General features: G+C 64.6%; 21 protein-coding genes. 5 read left to right on the top strand and 16 right to left on the bottom strand.

From position 1 onward, the window contains the following. Positions 1–121 precede the first annotated feature (121 nt). Both BH93_RS22730 and BH93_RS22725 read left to right on the top strand, forming a co-directional pair. Positions 122–283 (top strand): hypothetical protein, encoded by a 162-nt coding sequence (locus BH93_RS22730; RefSeq protein WP_155290900.1) that lies wholly within the window; start codon positions 122–124, stop codon positions 281–283. Positions 284–1,109: 826 nt separating this feature from the next. After that, entirely contained in the window at positions 1,110–1,532 is a 423-nt protein-coding gene (locus BH93_RS22725) for a hypothetical protein (protein ID WP_037172685.1), read from the top strand. Between the two features lie 67 nt (positions 1,533–1,599). On the opposite strand, the gene BH93_RS22720 is transcribed toward BH93_RS22725, so the two are convergent. Together BH93_RS22720 and BH93_RS22715 are read right to left on the bottom strand one after the other, a co-directional pair. Beyond that, positions 1,600–2,004, bottom strand: coding sequence for a nuclear transport factor 2 family protein (locus tag BH93_RS22720; protein WP_080738963.1), 405 nt, complete (start codon positions 2,002–2,004; stop codon positions 1,600–1,602). Positions 2,005–2,107: 103 nt separating this feature from the next. Beyond that, positions 2,108–2,668 (bottom strand): PadR family transcriptional regulator, encoded by a 561-nt coding sequence (locus BH93_RS22715; RefSeq protein ID WP_037172683.1) that lies wholly within the window; start codon positions 2,666–2,668, stop codon positions 2,108–2,110. Between the two features lie 90 nt (positions 2,669–2,758). Here BH93_RS22715 and BH93_RS22710 point away from each other — a divergent pair, with 90 nt between their 5' ends. Then, on the top strand, positions 2,759–3,535 hold the full coding sequence (locus BH93_RS22710; RefSeq protein ID WP_037173361.1) for an SGNH/GDSL hydrolase family protein: 777 nt from the start codon (positions 2,759–2,761) through the stop codon (positions 3,533–3,535). A gap of 25 nt (positions 3,536–3,560) precedes the next feature. Here BH93_RS22710 and BH93_RS22705 read toward each other — a convergent pair whose 3' ends face one another. The 11 genes from BH93_RS22705 to dnaK all read right to left on the bottom strand — a co-directional run bounded on the left by BH93_RS22705 (position 3,561) and on the right by dnaK (position 16,176). Then, complete coding sequence (locus BH93_RS22705; RefSeq protein WP_052064950.1) at positions 3,561–4,850, bottom strand: GGDEF domain-containing protein; 1,290 nt, start codon at positions 4,848–4,850, stop codon at positions 3,561–3,563. A 112-nt stretch (positions 4,851–4,962) separates the two neighbouring features. Next, complete coding sequence (locus BH93_RS22700) at positions 4,963–5,937, bottom strand: iron-siderophore ABC transporter substrate-binding protein (RefSeq protein WP_037172681.1); 975 nt, start codon at positions 5,935–5,937, stop codon at positions 4,963–4,965. Between the two features lie 218 nt (positions 5,938–6,155). Then, positions 6,156–7,415: an esterase/lipase family protein gene (locus BH93_RS22695; protein ID WP_052065046.1), complete on the bottom strand. Its 1,260-nt coding sequence runs from the start codon at positions 7,413–7,415 to the stop codon at positions 6,156–6,158. Positions 7,416–7,477: 62 nt separating this feature from the next. After that, a complete protein-coding gene (locus tag BH93_RS22690) occupies positions 7,478–9,178 on the bottom strand; it encodes an FAD-dependent oxidoreductase (protein WP_037172676.1) in 1,701 nt (566 codons plus the stop codon). Next, positions 9,156–9,422 (bottom strand): ubiquitin carboxyl-terminal hydrolase 14, encoded by a 267-nt coding sequence (locus tag BH93_RS22685; RefSeq protein WP_080738962.1) that lies wholly within the window; start codon positions 9,420–9,422, stop codon positions 9,156–9,158. The genes BH93_RS22690 and BH93_RS22685 overlap by 23 nt, the downstream gene beginning before the upstream one ends. Continuing rightward, on the bottom strand, positions 9,419–9,871 hold the full coding sequence (trxA, locus tag BH93_RS22680; protein WP_037172675.1) for a thioredoxin: 453 nt from the start codon (positions 9,869–9,871) through the stop codon (positions 9,419–9,421). The genes BH93_RS22685 and trxA overlap by 4 nt, the downstream gene beginning before the upstream one ends. A gap of 14 nt (positions 9,872–9,885) precedes the next feature. Further along, positions 9,886–12,519 (bottom strand): ATP-dependent chaperone ClpB, encoded by a 2,634-nt coding sequence (gene clpB / locus BH93_RS22675; protein ID WP_037172674.1) that lies wholly within the window; start codon positions 12,517–12,519, stop codon positions 9,886–9,888. Beyond that, a complete protein-coding gene (locus BH93_RS22670; protein WP_037172672.1) occupies positions 12,501–12,830 on the bottom strand; it encodes a chaperone modulator CbpM in 330 nt (109 codons plus the stop codon). The genes clpB and BH93_RS22670 overlap by 19 nt, the downstream gene beginning before the upstream one ends. Beyond that, complete coding sequence (locus BH93_RS22665; protein ID WP_037172667.1) at positions 12,827–13,756, bottom strand: DnaJ C-terminal domain-containing protein; 930 nt, start codon at positions 13,754–13,756, stop codon at positions 12,827–12,829. Before BH93_RS22665 ends, BH93_RS22670 begins: the two co-directional genes overlap by 4 nt. 6 nt (positions 13,757–13,762) lie before the next feature. Then, positions 13,763–14,287, bottom strand: a complete 525-nt coding sequence (locus BH93_RS22660) for a nucleotide exchange factor GrpE (protein WP_037172666.1) — start codon at positions 14,285–14,287, stop codon at positions 13,763–13,765. 8 nt (positions 14,288–14,295) lie between these two features. Beyond that, the gene (gene dnaK / locus BH93_RS22655; RefSeq protein WP_032396347.1) at positions 14,296–16,176 is read right to left on the bottom strand and encodes a molecular chaperone DnaK; all 1,881 of its coding nucleotides are present in this window, start codon (positions 16,174–16,176) and stop codon (positions 14,296–14,298) included. A 628-nt stretch (positions 16,177–16,804) separates the two neighbouring features. Between dnaK and BH93_RS22650 the strand changes: the two genes are divergently transcribed. Then, positions 16,805–17,101, top strand: coding sequence for a putative quinol monooxygenase (locus BH93_RS22650; protein ID WP_032376247.1), 297 nt, complete (start codon positions 16,805–16,807; stop codon positions 17,099–17,101). Between the two features lie 241 nt (positions 17,102–17,342). On the opposite strand, the gene BH93_RS22645 is transcribed toward BH93_RS22650, so the two are convergent. After that, positions 17,343–18,311 (bottom strand): phytanoyl-CoA dioxygenase family protein, encoded by a 969-nt coding sequence (locus BH93_RS22645; protein WP_037173359.1) that lies wholly within the window; start codon positions 18,309–18,311, stop codon positions 17,343–17,345. Positions 18,312–18,316: 5 nt separating this feature from the next. Continuing rightward, positions 18,317–19,129 (bottom strand): class I SAM-dependent methyltransferase, encoded by an 813-nt coding sequence (locus BH93_RS22640; RefSeq protein ID WP_037172665.1) that lies wholly within the window; start codon positions 19,127–19,129, stop codon positions 18,317–18,319. Between the two features lie 60 nt (positions 19,130–19,189). Here BH93_RS22640 and BH93_RS22635 point away from each other — a divergent pair, with 60 nt between their 5' ends. Further along, positions 19,190–20,053 (top strand): class I SAM-dependent methyltransferase, encoded by an 864-nt coding sequence (locus BH93_RS22635; protein ID WP_037172664.1) that lies wholly within the window; start codon positions 19,190–19,192, stop codon positions 20,051–20,053. Positions 20,054–20,111: 58 nt separating this feature from the next. On the opposite strand, the gene BH93_RS22630 is transcribed toward BH93_RS22635, so the two are convergent. Continuing rightward, entirely contained in the window at positions 20,112–21,026 is a 915-nt protein-coding gene (locus BH93_RS22630) for an aldo/keto reductase (protein ID WP_032376250.1), read from the bottom strand. Between the last annotated feature and the right edge of the window lie 129 nt (positions 21,027–21,155).

Here is a 21,155-nt window from a genome sequence, read left to right as displayed (position 1 = left end):
GGTTGGTGCTGTCGGGTCCGCGGAACTCGGGGAGCAATCGAACGCGTTCGCTTCCCGACGACCTATCGAAATCAAGTTGGTACCGCAGCGACCGCCATGCAGCGCGGTGCTCCAAGGTGAGGTGGTTGCCGCTGTCGGTGTCATCGCTCTCATCGTCGACCATACGGTGGTCGACGAAGACATCACGAGCAGCGGCGTATCGGCGGTACTCAGAATCGTGTTCCGCCACGCTATCGAGGGCGTCCGCCGCTTGATGAAGCTTCTCGTCGTCGGGTTTGGATGACTCCTCTGATTCAGCATTCAGCTGGTTAACTTTTCGATCCTCGCCAGGATCGGGCGGGTGGGGATCTGTGACCATGACAGACAGTGTGCAGGCGGGGCCCGACAAAATCTTCGACGCAATGCCGTGCTGACGAATCGCCATCGGTAGTTGCGTGCGGGGTGCGGTCGCTGATGCCTTGCTCTTCGGTGTCACGAGCGTGTCACATGTCGGGACTTACGACGGTGGATTCGGGTGGTGCTGGTTGGACGATTGACGCAGGTCAGAGTATCTGTGATGGTTCCATGCGGACGTATCTGGTTGTCTCGCAACATACTTGTAAGCGAGCGGTCAACGGTTCAATCCCGTTAGGAGGCTCCGACCACTCCGATCCCGGTGCCGGGCTCGGAGTTTTTCTTACCTACTTCGCGTCGAATCAGCTCCTCGGTTCCGGATATCCGACGCCGATCGGAGTCAGGTATCCGAAGGTGAGGAGTCGATTGACTCGATCGGTCGAATCGACGCCCGTCGCAGTGATCCCCGCCCTGCCTGCGAGGTGTCGATTTCGGTTAGGGGCGTGAATCTGGGGATCGGTATCGGCTCGTGTTGACTTGGGTCTGCTGCATCGAGTGGCGAAACCTGCCGGATCTCAGTGGACGAGTCATCGAACTCGGCGGGCTGCGTTGCTATTCGACCGCACCCGATCTTGCGCTGGGGATTCTGACGTGTAAACCTGGCTCCCCATGTCGAGTGCGTTGGCCCGGGGACTGCCTCCGGTTCAGCTGAAGCTGAATTGTGAGCGTCGTCGGGTCTGGTTCGAGAGTCCGCTGTCGTAGGGCATCATGAGTTGATGAGCGATCTCGAGTACCTCGCCACTTTGCTTGCTGGACTGGATGCTGAGATTGCACGCGTCTCTGCTGCCGAATCGGGCTCCGACGAGCAGTCGTCTGCCGTCGATGACGCCGTCGATGCCGTCTTGCGGTTGCGCTCGAAGGTCAAGGCCGGTTACCCCGGCAAGAAGGCTTACTACATCGCAGTGTCGACCGATCCGAAAGGAATCAGGGTCGAGGGAATTGCAGCCCTGCAGGGCAAACGCGCCCACGAACTGGTGCGAGACGGCGGTTGGATGCACGCAGATTCCACCACTGTGCTCGACCTTCTCGATGACGATCAGATCAGTCGGTACGGAGCCGTCGCGGGACGCGGCGTGGCGCAGACGTTTCGAGATTCGCGTGAATATCTCTCAGCGGCACTAGGTCTCGCCGAAAAGTAGACAGCGGCGGCAGTGCAGGGGCCCGGATTGTCGGACGCGACTTTCATGTACACGACCTGGGCCTGCGTCAGCCGGTCTTGTCCGTGGGGGTGATCGAGGCCATCTCGGCGGCGAATTCCGTAGCCATGGCGCGGGAGAGTGCCTGCGCCGCCGACAGCGGACGGACCATCACGGTGAAGTCGTCGATCAGGCCGTCGGAATCGAGGTGCAGGATGTCGCAGCCGTGCACGGTGACGTCGTCGATGCGGGCCTCGAAGAACATGACGTGGTCGCGGCCGCCGATGTCGTCGACGGTTCGGACGTAGTGGAAGTCGCGGAACACGCGTGTGACGGCGCGTAGTATCGCCGCGGTCGTCTGCTTGCCGTGGTACGGCTTGAAGGCGACGGGGGAGCTGAAGACGACGTCGTCAGCAAGGGTGGAGGCCATGGCGTCGTGGTCGTTCGCCTCTACGGCTTCTCGGAACAGCTGCACGCGTCATCTCCTTCAGTCAGGCCAGGACCGGGACTGCCCACGATCCGGTTGTTATCCGCGAACCATACACAACTTTGCGACTAGTGACGGGGTTATGTCGCGCTCATCTACGATCAGCGCGGGCGTCGAGTACTTCGAGGACGCGGGCACCCCAGCGGAGCGATTCCTCCTCGAACATTCGTCCTCGCATCAGGGTGAGGTAGGGGCCGATGCGATCAGCGGTCGCCAGAAAGTCGGTCTCGGTGCGTCCGTCGAGCAGGCGGTGCGCCATCCGGTCGTACCTGGCCAGCTTGTCGCGCGAGAGCTGCATTCGTTCGCGGATCGCGGCGGTCATAGGCTCGATGTCGCCGGCCTCCAGTGCGTGGACTGCGACCAGGTGCTCGTCACGAATAGCAGGAAGTTTCGATTGCCTGTGACTGACCTGGCGCAGCGCCGCACGGCCTTTGTCGGTCAGGCTGAACAGTTTCTTGTTGGGCCGACCGTCCTGCTCGACCAGCTTCGCCGAGATCACGTCGTCCCGATCCATTCGATCGAGCTCGCGATAGAGCTGTTGGGGAGTGGCGGTCCAGAAGTTGGCGACAGTGGCATCGAACGCCTTGGACAGGTCGTAGCCCGACAGCTCCCCGTCGACCAGTGCGGCGAGCACGGCATCACGTAGCGACATGATTCGGCACAGTACCCGCGGCCCACTCCACATAGTACTTTCATATACAACTTGTTGTATATTATGCTCGATGGAGGAGCGGTGGACGTGGTGAACGAAAAGGACCAGTTGCGTTACGTGGCCCTCGGCGACAGCCAGACGGAGGGGCTGAACGATGGCGACGAGGAAACGGGCTTTCGTGGCTGGGCCGATCGGCTCGCCGAGCACATGGCCGAGAGCGAAAACGGGGTTGCCTATGCCAACCTCGCGGTGCGTGGTCGCAAAGCCGCGCAGGTCAGGGCCGAGCAGTTGCCCGCTGCATTGGCGTTGAGACCGAGCGTTGCGTCCGTTGCTGCCGGCGTCAACGACATCTTGCGACCGAATTTCGATGCTCGCACCGTGGCAGGTGAACTGGGCGCGATGTTCGGCGCGCTGCGGTCCGCCGACTGCACCGTCATCACCATGACGTTTCCCCGTCTCGCTCACCCGGTCCCCGGTCGGGCGGTCATTGCGAAGCGTATGACCGAGCTGAACTCCGAGATTCGCGGGGCTGCAGAGGAATTCGGAGTCGTATTGATCGACCTCGAGCGGCACGATGTGGCATCGGACCCGCGGCTGTGGAGCTGGGACCGTCTGCATCTCAACGAGACCGGACATGCGCGGCTCGCCGCAGCTGCCGCCTATGCACTGGACCTGCCGGGTGCCACGGACGCGTGGAATCTCCCTCTGGCACCGCTCACACGCCCGCGTCTGGTCTCCCGAGTTCGTGCCGACCTCACCTGGGCCGGCATGTTTCTCGCGCCGTGGTTGACTCGCCGAGTCCGTAGACGTTCCTCGGGCGACAGTCGGACGGCCAAACGACCGGAGCTGACCTCGATGCTCGGGTAGAACTTCGACTGGAGCCTGATCGAAGTTACGGTGACCCGGGCGCTCTGTCGGTCCGATTCGAAGCGGCCGACTGTTTGGCCTTGTACAGAGCGGTGTCGGCCTGGGTCAGCATCTCTTCGAGGGTGCTGGCTCCAGTGTTGTGCGCGACGCCGATGCTGATCGACACGGAGACATGTCCGTCGACGACGTCGATCGGCGGGGACGTCGCAATGACCATCTCGCGCTCGATGTCCGCGGCGGATCGAGTTCGGCCGAGCAGGGTGCCGTCGAAGATGGCCGCGACGAACTCGTCTCCGCCGATTCTTCCGAACACGGTGCCGGAGTCGCAGACCGCAACCAGCCGCGCGGCCGTTGTGCGTAGAACTTCGTCTCCAACCAAGTGGCCGTACGTATCGTTGATGGCCTTGAAGTCATCGAGATCGATGAACATCACTGCCGCTGGAGCAGCTGTCTCCGCAGTTGTTCGCTCGATTCGTTCGAGCAAGGCGGCGCGATTGAGCACGCCGGTGAGATCGTCGACCCGCGACTTGACCAGGAGTTCGCGATACGCCTCGAGCAGACTGCCGGTTGTGGCCGCAAAATCGGTGACGTCTCGGAAGCTGATCGCAACGACACCGTCGATATAGTTTGCAGTCACCTCCAGCGTCCTGTCCGGAATGAAGAGGGCTTGCACCACCCTGGTGACCTCGCCGCGAGTGGCTACCGCGGCACGGTGCAGATCGTCGAAGTAGGACCCTCTCGTCACCGGCAGTGCCTCGTGGATGTGCCGTCCGACCACCTCCGTTCGGCTGACGCCCAGATGGCGCTCGGTCTGATTGTTGATGTACCGCAGCACCATCGCTTCGTCGACGATGGCGAATCCGAGCGAGACACAATCGAGGATCCGACTCCACCGCACGTCCGGCATGAGGTCTACGTGCAGTCCCGTCGGTGGCTCGACAAGCGAGACGACCCCGGTGAGCACCGATGGCGAACCGTCGGGGGCATGTTCGATGGACACACTCCGGGTTAGTATGTGCCGTATGTTGCTGCCGCGGTCGATGATTCGATAGATGCGCTCTGCCCCGATGGACGCGCACGCATCACCGTAGAGGGCTCGGAGCACAGCGGTATCGTCCGGATGTACGCGACTGCGCCAGATGTCGAGGGCGGGCCGATCGTCGTGACCGACGTCGAATATCGCGGCTGCGCGCGTATCCCACTCCAGGTATGAAGTGCCGATATGAAAGCGGGTGATCCCGATGGACGCCGCGTGCGGTGCCATGTCCGAGACGAGTGGTTCCCCGCCGAACGGCGAGTGTGGGGTGTCGACCATACGACTCCGTCCCTCGACCGACCCTGTTCCTATCGAGTGTGTACCAATGGACCGATTCACGTCATGGAATCGGGGGTTCTGTCGGTTTCAGGGTTTTGTCGAGGGATATATGTCAGAACTTCGGCACGATGTTGCCGGTCGCCCACTCGAGACTGAGTGGAGACGGGAATGCAATCGACTGAGCCTCCGTCGGAGAGAGTGGAACGTAGTTCCCGCGCGCGATTGCGGACAGGGATGCGATACCCGGGAGCGTTCGGAAAGCGTCGAGATCGGCTGGTTGTCCCGTCGCGATCACGAGATCGGCGTCGTTGTCTGCCAGGTATTCGTAGGTGATCTGTGCTCGCCCCGGAATGGAGCTGGTCGGCAGCCCGGTCGCGTAGTCGGTGGGCCGCATGCCGAGCGAGTCGAGAAATTGCGCACCGGCGTCGTCGGTCGAATTGACCACGTAGACACTGCCGTTGGCGGGGCCGACGAAGAACGTGAACGTCTTACCGGTCAGCTCGGGGTTGGCCTCTGCCGCAGCGGAGATCGTCGAGTCGGTCTCCGCGATCACCCGCTCACCGTCGTCGCTGCGCCCGAGCGCGGCCGCGATCGACCTGGTGGCGTCCTCCCACGTTTCTGCCGAGGGTGTGCTGTCGTAGTGCACAACAGGCGCTATCGCCGACAGCTGTTCGTAGCGGGTGTCGAGTCCGAATGCCTTCGTCCCGACGATCAGGTCTGGTTCGTAGGCGAGCACGTCTTCGATCGACAGGTCGGCATTGGCTCCTTGGAGGAACGCTGGGGCATCTTGATCGCCCAGCTCGGCCTCGGCCCACGGTTGGAACCCCGACGCGGCGGTTGCTCGGGCGGTGGCCACCGGCGTCACTCCCAGCGACAGCAGAATGTCGGCGTCGGTCCACGACAGCGCGACCACACGGGTGGGCTCCGAGCCGACCACGGACGAACCGAGTGCCCCCTCGATCGTGACCGGGAACTCGGCAGACGTGTTCGCGCCCGTCGGTGGTACGGGGTCGGGTGACTCGCTCGACGAGCAACCGGACAGAGATAGGACGACAACCGCGGCCAGGGCACCGAAAAACCTACGCATAACGGACGATTGTAGGGGCCGAGGTCTTAGAGTAGGGCAGTGGCGATCAGGTCGTGCAGTGTCCAGGACCTCCCCGCGATTTTGTCCACCGCGGTGCCGGAAACAGCAAGGGTGTAGTCGCCGCCGAAGTGCATCACGTCCACGGCGTTTGCCGCGGTCGATCGAAAGCGCGGCAGCATTCTGCTCGAGTTGCGCCGCGGTGGCAAGCTTGGCTGCGGCTATCGATATGCCAGTGCGCGTCGCATCCAGCCGTACACCCTCTGGTCGTTGAGGAGCGTGAAATGGTGTGCGCTGTTGATCGCCAGACCATCGTCCGGCCGAAGTCCTATGTCACGCAGCTTGTTTCGTCCTCCGGCGCTGTCGGTGCGAACGAGGCCGTCGCCCACGAATATCCCGACGGGGTGTCGCGGGTTTCCTGTGATGACGGCGGAGGCGTGATGATGCCGCACCCCGTCCGGAACCGAGATGTCCGCGGCCGCTCCGACGTCGAATCCGTCGGCGTAGCTCGCATGTCCCTCGTCTGCGTTGATCGATCCGTGAATCAGGTCGCGGACTCCAGCGCTTCGACGCGCCAACAGGTTCGCGAACGGACGGGTCTCGGGCGCGAGCGCCAGCGCAGCGGTGGCGACGTGAACGCCGCGCGCAAGCGGCGCACCCAGATGTGGTGTCCCCAGCGTGAATACGTCCGTCAACAGCTCCACCCATCGGCGGCCACTCTCGGCGGCATGGTGAGCGGCGCTGCGTGAGACCAACCCGCCCATGGAGTGTCCGACCAAAGTGATTCGGTGAACCCTGACCGGCCACGCCGTGACGAGCTGTTCCAGCAAGTCCGACAGGTCGGCGCCGTTCTTTGCTATTCGACGTCCGGTGTTGTAGCGCAAGAAGATCGAGGTGGTTCCGGCTTCGGAGTCCAGCCGCTCCCCGTACGTGGGTCGCCCACCGAGCCGCCATGCCGATTCGGTCTCGACGAGTCCGTGCAGGAACATCACGAGGTGCGCTCCCGCGTCGGGAAACGCCGTGGCCAGAGCGCGGTATTTCGGAACTACCGGGCGACCGTCGACACGTATCGACATCGGGTAGGCAAGGACCCGAGAACTGCGCTCCATGTCGTCGCCGATGAGACCGTGCAGGACAGCGATGGTCTGAGCGCCGCGGGTGGTGTGCGAGGGTGACGGCCGCGAATCGTCCTCGGTGACCTCGTCGCCGGTCACGTCGGAACTGCCGGTCAGCGCACCGACTACCTTGGCTGCGCCGGTGCAGGCGGCCACGATGCTCGCGTAGGTGCCGGCGGAAATGGCATCGTGCATCAGCTGTGTCGGCAAGACAGCCGGCCCTGCGCCGAGTTTCACGGCGGCAAATGTGCGTCGTGCAACAGCCGAGTGAACTGCACGCACTCCACCCGCGGCCGACGCCAACTCGCGAAGGGTGAGCTCGGCGAGTTCACCCAACTCCTGTGTGCGCTGAGTTTTCTTCCCCACCGAATCCAGTGTACGTGTGTCCACTGGATCCGTCAGGGCTGCGATGGCTGCGGTTTCCCACGTCACCGTCGCTCGAAATACTCGTGGACCTGGCGTACCGACATCGCTCCTTCACCGACTGCGGATGCGACTCGCTTCACCGAGCCGCTGCGGACGTCGCCCGCGGCGAACAGGCCGGGTCGGCTCGTTTCGAGCGTCCCGCACAGCGCTGCTCCGATCTGCAGGGCACCGTCTCCGCGAGCGAGAGCTGCGTCCGTACCGGTGACGACGAACCCGTGTTCGTCGAGTGCGATGGCGTCGGCAAGCCACCCCGTGTAGGGCATCGCTCCGATGAACACGAACAGGGCGTGCGCCCTGATCGTGGCCTGTTCGCCCGTGCGGTTGTTCTCGACTACGACTTCCTCGAGGTATTTCTTGCCGCGGACCGCGCGAACTTCGGTGTGGCGGTGCACGGTCACGTGCGGGTTGTGCTCGATCTGGTCGACGAGGTAACGGGACATGCTCTTTCCGAGATCGTCATTGCGGATGAGCAAGTGGACGTCCGAAACATGTTCGGCGAGAAACACTGTCGCCTGGCCTGCGGAGTTACCGCCGCCGACGATGGCCACCGGGTCGGTCCCGCACATGCGGGCTTCCTGATGAGTGGCGGCGTAGTACACACTCGTGCCTTCCAGTTCCGCGATACCGGGAACGGTCAACTTGCGGTACCGCGCGCCGGTGGCGAGCACGATGGACCGGCCGCGAACCGTGCCGCCGTCAGAGAGCCGGAGCACGTGGTACCCGGCTTCGGACGTCAATCCGGTCACCTCTGCCGAGACCAGGATGCGGGCACCGAACTTGTCGGCCTGGATCACAGCCCGCTCGGCCAATTCGGATCCGGAGATTCCGGCCGGGAATCCCAGATAGTTCTCGATTCGGGAGGAGGTGCTGGCCTGTCCCCCTGCGGCGATCGTCTCCAGTGTCACCGTGTTCAACCCGTCCGAGGCTCCGTATACGGATGCGGCCAGTCCGGCCGGTCCTGCACCCACGACGACCAGATCGAACACGTCCTGGGCCGCGTTCGGCACGGAAAGTCCGACGATGCGTGCGAGCTCTGTGTTCGTCGGATTGCGCAGTACCTTCTCGCCGTGCCAGATGACGACGGGAACGTCTTCGGGGGCGATGTCCAGGCTGCGCAACAGCTGCTCCGCCCGCTCGTCCCGCTCGAGATCGATCCATCTGTGGGGCAATCGATTTCGCATTGCGAACTCTCGAAGCCGCAACGTGTCCGGTGAATAGCAGGACCCGATGATCCGGAACCCCGAGCCGAGCCCGATCAGCAGGTGCCGACGCAGGAGGTAGGCCCGCAGGATCAGATCGCTCAGCACTGGATCGTGGGCAACCAGTTCGCGTACCCGCTCGGCGGGAGTGACGAGCAGCTCGCCGTCTTCGATCGCTTCGGCGGTGTAGAACGCCACCTGACCTTCGAGCAGTCCGAGCTCGCCCAAGAAGCGGCCGGGTCCGTGCACGCGCAGTATCCGACGTTCACCGTCCCGGTCACCCTCGTCGAGAACGGCGACCTTGCCGGACAGAACGACGAAGAAGTCGTTGCTGGGCGCACCCTCGCGTATCAGCACCTCTCCGGTACGAACCGATCGACGCGTGCCACCGACCTCGAGCACTGCGACCTGATCGTCCGTCAGCCGCGGGAACGCGCCGTGCTCGTCCGTGGTCTCGTCGACGACCGCTGGTCCGGCGTCCTCAGACGAAATTTCGGTCGACATAACACCACCTCCAATCTTCTCCGGGTTCCATCGACCGAACGATCGGATGGCCGAGGACATGTGCGTGCGCGCTCGCGTGTTTTCCCGGCGAGGAGTCGCAACACCCGACGTGTCCGCACGTCAGGCACAGCCTCAGGTGCACCCACGGGGTGCCGAGACGGAGGCATTCTTCGCAGCCCTGCGGGGTTCTGGGCACCACGGACCGGATTGCGTTCACGTGCGGGTCCATTTGCACGAACGTCATGATGTCGCCTCCTTGTCTGCATTCTTCGAGAGCGCTCGATCGAGCCATGCGCGTAGCTGGGGTACCGGGGCTGCACCGGCCTGCCGAGCGAGGACCTCACCTCGATCCATCACCAGCAGGGTCGGCACGGCGCGGACGGTGAATCGTTCGGACGTCAGGGGCGCGGCATCCACGTCGACCTTGACCAGCTTGATCCGCCCTGCTCGTTCTACGGCGAGCTGTTCGAGCGCCGGGCTGACCATGCGGCACGGTCCGCACCAGGTCGCCCAGAGATCGACGAGTACGGGCACCGTCGGTTGTTCGGCGACCTCCGCGAAGTCCTCGTCCCGTGCTGCGGCGATCCACGGCAGCGGCTCGTGGCAGTTCCCGCACCGGGGTGTCCCGTCCGCTGCGGCAGGCACCCTGTTGACCTTGCCGCAGTGCGCGCATTTCACCTTCTCCGATTCCATGGCGACATCTCCTCTCAGGCCGCCGCGACGGCGGGTTCCGCATACGCGACGACGAGTTCTCCGTCGACCACCGTGACGGCGATGGTGCCGCCTGGTTCGATGTCCCCTCGCAGTAGCGCGCGACCGATCCTGGTCTCGACCTCGTGGGCGATGTATCGACGCAGTGGCCGTGCACCGTAGACCGGGTCGAATCCGCGTTCGGCGATGAGCCTGCGCGCGTCCGGGGTGATGTCCAGGTCGATCCTGCGCTCCGACAACCGGTTCCGAAGATCGGCGAGCTGCAACCCGACGATGTGCTCGATCTGGGGCAGGGTGAGTGGGGTGAACAGCACGATGTCGTCGACCCGGTTCAGGAACTCGGGACGGAAATGCCCACGCAGTTCCGCGAAAACCCGCTCGCGGGCGTTCGGCTCGATCTCGCCGTCGGGTGTGACTCCTTCGAGGAGATGCTGGGAGCCGATGTTGGAGGTCATGATGATGACTGTGTTCCTGAAATCGACCTGCCTGCCTTGTGAATCGGTGATCCGGCCGTCGTCGAGCACTTGTAGCAGGGTATTGAAGACATCTGCGTGCGCCTTCTCGATCTCGTCGAAAAGCACTACGGAGTAGGGCTTTCGGCGCACCGCCTCGGTGAGCTGCCCGCCCTCGTCGTAACCGACGTATCCGGGAGGTGCCCCGATGAGCCGGCTCACCGTGTGCCGCTCCTGGTACTCGCTCATGTCCAGGCGCACCATGTTGTCTTCGCTGTCGAAGAGAGCACCGGCCAGTGTTTTTGCGAGCTCGGTCTTTCCCACGCCCGTCGGACCCAGAAAGATGAACGACCCGATCGGCCGGCGTGGATCACGGATGCCGGACCTCGCCCGGATCACCGCGTCCGCGACCAGCTGCACCGCCTCGTCCTGGCCTACGACCCTCTCGTGCAGAATCTCGTCGAGCTGCAACAACTTCTGCCGCTCGCCTTCCTGCAGCCGAGCGACCGGGATCGAAGTCCACGCAGCCACGATTTCCGCGATCTCGTCCTCGGTGACCACTTCGCGCAACAACGGGCTCCGGCCTTGTCTGGTGGCCAGTTGCTCTTCTGCCGACTCGAGCCTGCGTTCGAGCTGGACGATCTCGCCGTAGCGCAACTCGGCGGCCCGATTGAGGTCGTAGGCGCGCTCCGCCTCCTCGGCCTCGTGGCGCAAGCGCTCGAGCTCGCTCCGAAGCTCTTGCACCCGGCGGATCGCCTGTCGCTCCGCCTCCCACTGAGCGTGCCGGGCATCGGCCTCGGCCCGCAGGTCGGCCAGCTCCTTGCGCAGCTCGTCGAGGCGCGCCTTGCTCGCTCCGTCGGTCTCTTTGGACAGCGCGGCATCTTCGATCTCCAGCCGGGTCACCTTCCGGGTGAGTTCGTCGAGTTCGGCCGGCATCGAATCGATTTCGGTGCGCAACCGAGCGCACGCCTCGTCGACCAGATCGATGGCCTTGTCCGGGAGAAAGCGGTCGGTGATGTAGCGGTGCGAGAGGGTGACGGCAGCGACGAGAGCGCCGTCCTGAATCTTCACGCCGTGAAACACCTCGAGGCGTTCGCGGAGTCCGCGCAGGATCGAGATTGCATCCTCGGCGCTCGGCTCGTCGACGAGGACGGTCTGGAACCGTCTCTCCAGTGCCGCATCGGATTCGATGTGCTTGCGATACTCGTCGAGCGTGGTGGCACCGATCATGTGCAGCTCGCCTCGGGCGAGCATCGGCTTGAGCATGTTGCCGGCGTCGAGGGACCCCTCACCGCCTGCTGATCCGGCACCGACCACGGTATGCAACTCGTCGACGAACAACAGAATCCGCCCGTCGGCTGCCTTCACCTCGGCCAGTACCGCCTGCAGACGCTCCTCGAATTCCCCGCGGTACTTCGCACCGGCCACCAGGGAACCCATGTCGAGTGAGAAGATCGTTCTGTCGCGCAGGCCTTCCGGAACGTCGCCGCGGACGATCCGCTGGGCAAGGCCCTCGACGATCGCGGTCTTCCCGACGCCTGGATCGCCGATGAGAACCGGATTGTTCTTGGTCTTGCGGCTCAGGATCTGCGTGACCCTGCGGATCTCGGCGTCTCGTCCGATCACCGGATCGAGTTTGCCGGCCCGCCCCTCGGCGACGAGGTCGCGTCCGTACTTCTCCAGCGCGTCGTACGCACCTTCCGGGCTGGCCGAGGTGACGCGTTGATTGCCGCGCACCTTCGTCAGCGCTGTGAGGAAGGAGTCCCTGGTGATTCCATGACGGGCGAGTACTCGCCCTGCCGCAGTGGCCGAACCCTCTTCGGCTAGGCCCATCAGGAGATGCTCCACCGACACGTAGGAATCCTTGAGCCGCTTCGCCTCTCGCTCGGCGGCGTCGAGGAGCACGGACAAGCGTCGGGTGATCGTCACCTGACCGGTCGCGGCACCGGGGCCGCTGACCTTGGGCCTTCGCGAGAGTTCACCTTCCAGATCGGATTGCAGGGCATCGACCTCGGCACCGGCCTGCTCGAGCAATCGGGGCACCAACCCATCCTGCTGACCGACCAACGCGAGCAGTAGGTGCTCTCCGTCGACCTCGGTGTGACCCATTCTGGTCGCAAGGCTCTGGGCCTCCTGCAGCGCTTCGCGCGACTTCTCGGTCAGGTTGCTGATGTCCATGTGGTTGTCCTCCTTCTGCGGGAAGATGCTTCGAGTGTCTCGATTCGTTCCAGCAGGTCGAGCACGAGCCCGATTGCCGAGTAGTTCAGGCCGAGACCGGTCCGCAGTCGTCGAATGCGGGCAGCATGGGCCACTTCGGTTGGCGCGAAGAACATTTCGCCGTCTACGACGCGGTCGACGTCGAGCAGACCGAGGGCCACGAGCTTCCGTGCGATTTCCGGATGCAGCCCGGTACGTTCGGCGAAGGCGTCGGTCGACAATTCGGTGCGACGAACCAGTACGTACCGGACCACCGGGTTCGGGTCGCTCATGTCTTTGTCCTCGGATCGAAGTTCGATTCTGCGGCCAACTGCTCGAACAGTGTGCGTTCGCGTGTTGTCGGTTTCGACGGCACCATCACCTTGATCTCTGCGTACAGGTTGCCGTTGGTGCCGCGTGGATTCGGCATTCCTTCGCCGCGCAGGCGCAGCTTCCTACCCGTCGACGAGCCCGGAGCCACTTTGACTTTCGCCTCGCCACCCGGGGTGGTGACGGCGACGGTCGCCCCCAGGACCGCCTCCCAAGGCGATACCGGGAGGTCGACGTGAATGTCTCGGCCCTGTACTCGGAACCGGGAATGTGGCTCGATCCGTACCACGAGGTACAGATCCCCTGGCGGCGCGCCGCCGTTGCTCCGTCCGCCTTGCCCGGCCAACCGAATTCGCTGGCCGTCCACGACCCCGGCCGGAATGTCGACGTCGTACTGCCGTCCGTCCAGTCCGAGCGTGCGTGTGCCGCCCCGGTACGCCTCCTCGACCGTCAAGGCCAGTTCCGCTTCCTGATCGGCACCGGGAATCGGCCCGTACCCGCCACCGCCGCCGAACATCTGCCCGAAGAGGTCGTCGAGATCGACGCCACCGTCGCCACCGGAACCGAAGTGCACGCGTCTGCTCCCGCGGTCGTATCCTCCGCCGCTGTTCCCGCCACCGCCGTACCCACTCGAGTTGGTGCGGGTCCGTTCGTCGTAATCCTCGGGGACACGCCGAAAGTCGGCACCGAACCGGTCGTAGCGTTTCCGGGTGTCCGGGTCGGACAACACCTGGTATGCCTCGTTCATCTCCTTGAACGTGTCTTCCGCAGTGGGGTCCTTGCTCACGTCGGGGTGATACTTGCGAGCCAGCTTGCGGTAGGCCTGCTGGATCTCGTCGGTGGTCGCACCCCGCGGGACTCCGAGCGATTCGTAGTGGTCACGCGCCATCGGTGCTCACCCCTCGGGGCGGCTGACGACCACCGACGCCGGCCGCAGTTGCCGTCCGGCCTCTCCGTAACCCGGACGGACGACGTCGATCACGGTCCCGGACGGAAGGTCGGGCCGGACCACCACGCTGACCACTTCGTGCAATTGTGGGGAGAACGGAACTCCGACCTCGTCGTGACGCTCGAAACCGAACCGTGACAGCACCTGCACCGCCTGATCGCGGATCGCCTTGACGCCGTCGACAACGGTCTGCGAATCGCTGTCCGCATGTGCCAACGCAAGTTCCAGATTGTCCAGTACCGGCAGCCACGCCGCGGACACTCTCGTCACCTCCGCGGCCCGTTCTCGCTCCAGGTCCTTGGCATACCGCTTGCGCAAGTTGTCCAGATCGGCAAGGGCTCTGCGCCAGCGGTCGTCGAGTCGAGCCTCCTCGGCGCTCGTGGCGGCGTGATGCGGTACCGTCTCGGTTCGATCTCCTTCCGTGGCGTCGGCCGCTGGTTCGGGTGTCGAATGATCTGCAGCCCTTTCCATCTCGTGCCTCAACTTCGATCGAATTCGGCGTCGATCACGTCGTCGTCATCGGTCGAGGCCGCGTCCGCACCACCGACCTGACGTCCGTCACCGCCGTCCTGTACCGGCACGAGCCCGTAGAGGAGCTGTTGGAGCTCGGAGGCGAGTGGTTGTACATCTGCAGGCGAAGCGCCGTCCTTCACGGCCTTTCTGGCATCGGCGATCAGCATCTCGGCCCGTGCCCTGTCGTGCGGTGGCGCGCTGTCGCCGAGTTCGGCGAGTCGCCGTTCCACCTGATACGCAACGGAATCGAGTTCGTTGCGCGCGTCGACAGCTTTGCGCAGCGCCTCGTCATCGCCCCGATTCCGTTCGGCCTCGGCCAGCATGCGTTCGACCTCGCTCGGGTCCAGATTGCTCTGCTCACTGATCGTGATGCTCTGTTCCTTGCCGGTGTCCTTGTCCCTGGCCGTGACATTGAGGATGCCGTTGGCGTCGATATCGAACGTGACCTCGACCTGGGCGTCGCCGCGCGGTGCGGGCCGGATGTCTTCCAGACGGAAACGTCCGAGCGAACGGTTGTCGGCGGCCCGCTCGCGTTCGCCCTGCAGCACAACGACATCCACGGCGGACTGCTCGTCCTCCGCGGTGGAGAACACTTCGCTGCGGCGGGCCGGGATGGTCGTGTTGCGCTCGATGATCTTGGTCATCACCCCGCCCTGTGTCTCGACGCCGAGAGACAGCGGGGTGACGTCGAGCAGCAGCACGTCGGAGACCTCGCCTTTGAGCACGCCGGCTTGAACCGCCGCGCCGAGAGCCACGACTTCGTCCGGATTGACGCCCATGTGGGGGTCCTTGCCGCCGGTGAGCCGGCGAACCAGGGCTTGCACCGCCGGGATGCGCGTCGAACCACCGACCAGAATCACTTCGTCTATGTCGTTGGCGGTGACCTTGGCATCACTCATTGCCTGTTTAACCGGGTCGAGGCAGCGCTCCACGAGATCCGCCGTCAGATCCTCGAACTTCGATCGCATGACGGTGGTCGTGAGGTGCTTGGGACCGTCCGAATCGGCGGTGACGAACGGCAGGTTGACCTGGGCCTGGGTCACCGAGGACAACTCGACCTTGGCCTTCTCTGCGGCCTCGAAAAGGCGCTGCAACGCCTGTGCGTCCTTGCGCAGATCGATGTTCTCCACCTGCTGGAAGTCGTCGGCGAGGTAGTCCACCAGGCGTCGATCGAAGTCGTCCCCGCCCAGGTGAGAGTCGCCGGCCGTCGACCGAACCTCGACGACACCTTCGCCGACGTCGAGCAAGCTCACATCGAAGGTGCCGCCGCCGAGGTCGAAGACCAGTACGGTTTCGTGGACCTGCTTGTCCATGCCGTACGCCAGCGCCGCAGCGGTCGGCTCGTTGATGATCCGCAGGACTTCGAGGCCCGCGATGCGGCCGGCGTCCTTGGTGGCGTTGCGCTGCGCGTCGTTGAAGTACGCCGGAACTGTGATGACTGCTTCCTTGACCTTCTCGCCGAGAAACTTGCTCGCGTCGTCGACGAGCTTGCGCAGTACGAGGGCACTGATCTCCTCCGGCGCATACTTCTTGCCCCGCACATCGATTCGGGCCTCGCCGTTGTCACCGGCCACGATGTCGAAGCTGACCGCTCTTGCCTCATCGGAGATCTCGTCGTAGTGGCGTCCGATGAAGCGTTTCGCCGAGTAGATCGTGCCCTTCGGATTCAAGATCGCCTGCCGTCGGGCAAGCTGACCCACCAGCCGTTCTCCGCTCTCGGTGAAGGCCACCACCGACGGCGTCGTCCGCGCTCCCTCGATATTGGAGATCACCACCGGCTCGCCGCCTTGCCAGCTGGCGATGACGGAGTTGGTGGTGCCCAGGTCTATACCCACAGCTGTCGCCATGACTCGTTCCTTTCGATCGGTCCGGCCGGTGAGCATGTGGACGGCGTCGTCCGTTACCCCGACATCGGCGAAGACTTGGTAGTGAGGTGGTTGTACTGGCTGGTACGAGTCGAGATCGACTCGCCTGTCGGGCAGCGCAGGTCGAGAAGGTAGCCGGCAGGACGCAGTGCCGAAATGACTTCTTGAGAACGAATCAAGCTGATAGACAGCACTATTCGACGCGGCGACGAGGGTCAGCGCCCTGAACTCCTTGGTCGCGATCGTCGTCGTCGGCGAGTGTCGGTCGTTCGATATTTCTGTATCCGTGCGGAATTCGATCGACCTGTCAGTCGATCGAGTAGATCGTGATCTTCGAGCCGATACGCGGTGTGGGCGGTTCGCAGCAGCACACCGAACTGAACAGTAACCCAAAACGTTGGCACATCAACATGTTTCGCGAGGCAGCCGAAATTCGGCCGGCGCTGCACCTGGCGTGTCTATTCCCTCTACCGGTCGAGTCTCCTCTCTCGGCTGCGAGATTACTAGGGGCAAAACCAAATTCGCTCTTGCTCGGACTGCAGGCCCTTCCCTTTGCCGGTCCGAGGTGTGATGCTTGGCCGTGTCCACCACCTCGAACAGGAGAATCGTCATGGTCACCAAGGCACTACTGGTCCGACTCGAAGCCAAGCCCGGCAAGGAAGATGCAGTCGAGGAGTTTCTCCGGTCGGCCCAACCGCTCGTCGAACAGGAGCCCGGCACCCGACCCTGGTTGGCGGTACGGTTCGGCCCATCGACGTTCGGCATCGTCGATGCTTTCCCGGACGACGCCGCCCGTGAAACGCATCTCAACGGACCGGTCGGCCAGGCTCTCGGCGAACGGGCGGACGAACTCTTCGCCTCGCCGCCCGAAATAAGCTACCTCGATGTACTCGCCGAGAAGCTCTGACCTGGACTGCACACTTCGCTCACCTGCGAGCCCGACTGTCGTCCTGAATTGTTGGCCCGCTTCGGTTGTCCGCCCGGGTGTGCGCCGACAACATGTCCACGCTGAGTGAGATCGGTTGTTCCTGTTGCATTCCGGTGATTCTGGGAGGTGCGTATCGTTCGTCGATCGGTTCGCGGACTCCGGCGCTGTGACGCGCCGATAGGGGTGGGCACGACCGGGTCTCGGCGCGAGTACCGTCGGCTCAGTCTCGGCGGCCGACCACAGGGTTCAGTTCGGAGGCCGCGAGGCCGCCGGGCTCGACACCGGGAAGGAATTCGCGCCACGTTCCGCTGATCAGCGTCGGCGACTCCACGACTCGAGCCCCGTCGGCGAAGTAGGTGGTGGCCAGCGCTCGGCGAGGCTGAGTGGTCAGGTTGGGCCCCGCGGTGTGGAAGCACAGCGCGGAGTGGAACGACACGTCGCCCACTGCGAACGGCTCCGACTGCACCGCGACGTCACGCTCGACGAAGCGCTGCGCGACGGCCTCGTCGTACGACGTGCCGACCTTGTCGAACTCCAAGTCCGCAACCTCGTCCAGCACCTTTCGGCCGCGAGCGAACGACAGCGGACCCATTCGGCCGGGGATCGCCGACATCGGCATCCATGCAGTGACCGCCTGGGTGGTCTGCAGCGGAAAATGCTCCGCGTCGTGGTGCCACGGTGTGCGTCCGCAACCGGGTTCCTTGGACAGCGCGTTGTCGTGATAGAGCCGAACGGCCGGTTCGTCGAGCAAAGCCGCGGCCACACCCCCGATTCGGGGAGACAGCGCCACGGCGCGCATCAGGTCGTCATGGAGCCACATCTGTTCCAACGCGGTGAATCGGCCTGCGACGTCGTCGCCGTGCTCGGCTCGCAGCAGCTCCTCGAGGCGCTCCGCGAGGCGACGTACGACGGCCGGCGAGAACACAGCGGGCAGCCGCACGAAGGCTTCTCGCGCGAAGGACTCGACGGCAGCAGGGTCGAGGTTGTACGGCTCGGCAAGCTCACGTTCGACCTGCGCGTCCGTCGCCGCCTCGACGTCCGGTAGACCGGGACCGTCGACCAGCTCGGTCGGCATCGTGTCGTTGGCGGCCAGCGTGACGTACCAGTCCCACCAGTCCTGATCGTCACCTGCCCAGTCCTGATCGATACCGCCGTCGCGATTCTGTTCTGGGAGAAGCTCATTGGTCATCGGGTTCAGAGCCACAACAGGGCCGCCTCGTGCGAGAAGGTGTAGGAACCGGACGCGTCGCGACAGGAGGCAAGGTAGTCACCCAACACCGGTGCCGCCTCCATCTCCTCCAGTGACACGGAGTCGTCGAAGGCGCAGCGCTGCAGAAAGCCCTCGGCGACAAGGCGATCGGATGTCGAGGTTGTGTAGGTGACGCGTTGGTCGCGCACGTCCGCACCGGCGCGTATCAGCGCGTCGCGCACCTGCTCGGCCGTTGTGTACGGCGTCGCTTCGCGGACGCCTGCGCGGAAGGCGTCGTAGAACGCGATGTAGTGGGACGCTTCGGTGGCTTGCGCGACGAGTCCGAGACCGCCGGGGGCCAGCGCAGCCACGAACCGCTCGGCGGCGGCGTCGAGCTCGGCCGGAGGAAGTGCGTAGAGGGCGTGGGTGGCCCATACGACGTCGTAGCCGGTGTGGTCGGCGGGCAGGTCCTGCAGCGTCATCACCAGGTCGTGTCGAGCCACGAACGGCGCACCGAGCGACCCACGCGCCTCGGCGACAGAGAACGCAGACGGGTCGAGCAGGTCGTAGGCCACCTCGGGTACCGCGGACAGATCGGTGTATCGGCGCAATGCGGTCGGGAACTTGCCGCTGCCGCAGGCTACGTCGAGCAACGACCAGCCGTCGTGCGAGTGGGCGGCGAGCAGTGCGGGCCAGTCGGCGGCCAGGGCCAGCTGGTGGTAGTCCTCGGTGGCCAGGGCATAGAACGCCTCCATGCCCGTGCGACCGGCTTCGCTCCAATGCTCGAGACTGCGTTCGGCTGTGTCTCCGCTGCTCATGCCACTCCTCCTGGAAGCCGACCGCTCAGCACCGGGTGGGTGCGTCATGATGGACTCACTGTGACCTCCAACATAGCTCCGAATCTGCCGACCGACATCGCGGCCGTCCTTCTCGACGGTGTGCGAGCGGCGCGGCGTGGTGCTCCGGCCTTGGCCGGCCTCGAGCCCGAGTCCTACGCACGCGAGCATGCCGACTTCGAGCGCCTCTCCGACCAGCGCGGCCTGATCGCCGAGCACTTCGCCGACCGGCTGGCAGCGATCGGGGACGGACCGGTCTCGGTGCTGTCGGTGGGTTGCGGTGACGGCTCGCTGGACGCCCGGCTCGCCGCGGGGCTGATACAGGGGGTACCCGGCCGACCGGTGCGGTACGTCGGCGTCGACCCCTGGGTCGGAAGCGCGGAGCGCTTCGCCGCCACAATGTCCGCGCTCGAGGCGGACGAGCTCAGCTCCGACTCGTACGTCGCGTCGTTCGGTGACTCCGCGGTGGCCGAAACCTTCGATGTCGTGATGTTCGTGCACTCGATGTATTACGTCCCCGACCTGGGCGCGACGCTGCGTGCCGCGCTCCGCTTGTTGCGACCCGGCGGCGAGCTCTGGGTGGCCATTGCGCCGACGGCTGCACTCAACGCGTTGGTCGGCGTTCTCGCCCCGCCGCTGCAGGGCCACCGACAGTGGTTCAGCGCAGACGTCGAGAGTGCCTTCGTCGACGCCGGGATCTTTCTCGACGACGTGGTCGCTCTGGACGCGCAGATCGACCTCTCTTCCGCGAGCGACGAGGTGCTCGACTTCTCCGTACAGGCCCGGCTGACGCCAGATCTGCGCGGGCCGGTACGGGCCTACCTGGATGCGGTTTCGGTGCCCGGTTCCGATGGCAGGCCCCGGGTGCCACATCCGGTCGACGTGTTCGCCGCGACGCGTCGATGAGAGGGCCCGCCAGATCGACCCGAGCATGCCCGGCAACGCAGCATGGTGGAATCGGCGGTCACGTCCACGGCAGGTGAGAACGGTTGTTCCAGTAGCGCTCTGGATTCTCTGCGCTGTTCAGGCCGGCCGCCACGATCAGCTCGCGGTCGACGGAGAGTGCGGCAACATTCTGCTCGAGTTGGGTAACGGTGGCCGCGCCGGACAGCACCACATCGGCCCACGGTTGCGCGAGTGCGATCGCCAGCGCGAGTGCATCGCGGCCGATGCCGGCCGAATCCGCGACCCGGCCGAGTGCTGAATCTTCGGCCACGAGTCGGCCATTGGCCATTGCTTCTTTGACGACGACGAACCAGCCGGCGTCGTGTGCGCGTGCCAGTGCGGGACCGGCAGACGGCTCGAGTGGGTTCCACGTCGACTGCACCGAGCTGAAGACCCCTGTCTCGAGCGCTGCGTGGACGACGTCGGCTTGGTGTGGCCCGCTCGTGCTGATGCCGATTCGGGTACCGCTGTCTGCCACGGCCCGTAGGTCGTCGAGCAGTGCACCGTCGCTCAGGGCCGGACTGTCCGGGGTGACGCTGTGGATCAAGTAATGGTCGGGCGCACCGCCGAGTTCGTGGAGGGTCTGCGGCCACTGCTCGGCCAAGCGGGCAACCGAGTGTTCCTTCACCTCGTGAATCTCGGCTCCCTGCTGGAAATCGGCGACGTAGGCGTATCCCCACTTGGAGCCGATCACGAGGTCGGCGCGCCGATTCGGCTGTCGAGACAACCAGCTGCCGAGGAACCGTTCGGCCAACCCGTAGGAGCGCGCGACGTCGAAGTGTCGAACTCCGCGGTCCCAAGCCGCGTCCAGTACCGCGTGGCACAGCTGCTCGAGGGCGGCCGGATCGAAACGTCCCTCTATCGAAGCCGAGTGCCCCACCGTCAGGTACTCGGGGCGTCCGAGTGCGGCAAGGCCTAGACCGAGTTGCGTCATGTCGTCAGTACTTTCGTTGTGTCCTAGCGGTGAAGGTGCACAAGATCCACGGATATGGATACCAGCATGCATGTCGACCGAAGTCTCGATGCGGCTCGACACACATCGGACAGCGCCGGAGATATCGAG

Origin of the sequence: Rhodococcoides fascians A25f (genome assembly GCF_000760935.2) — a bacterium.
Lineage (GTDB): Bacteria > Actinomycetota > Actinomycetes > Mycobacteriales > Mycobacteriaceae > Rhodococcoides.
The sequence above is the reverse complement of the archived record's forward strand: the minus strand, read 5'-3'. Positions and strand labels throughout refer to the sequence as shown.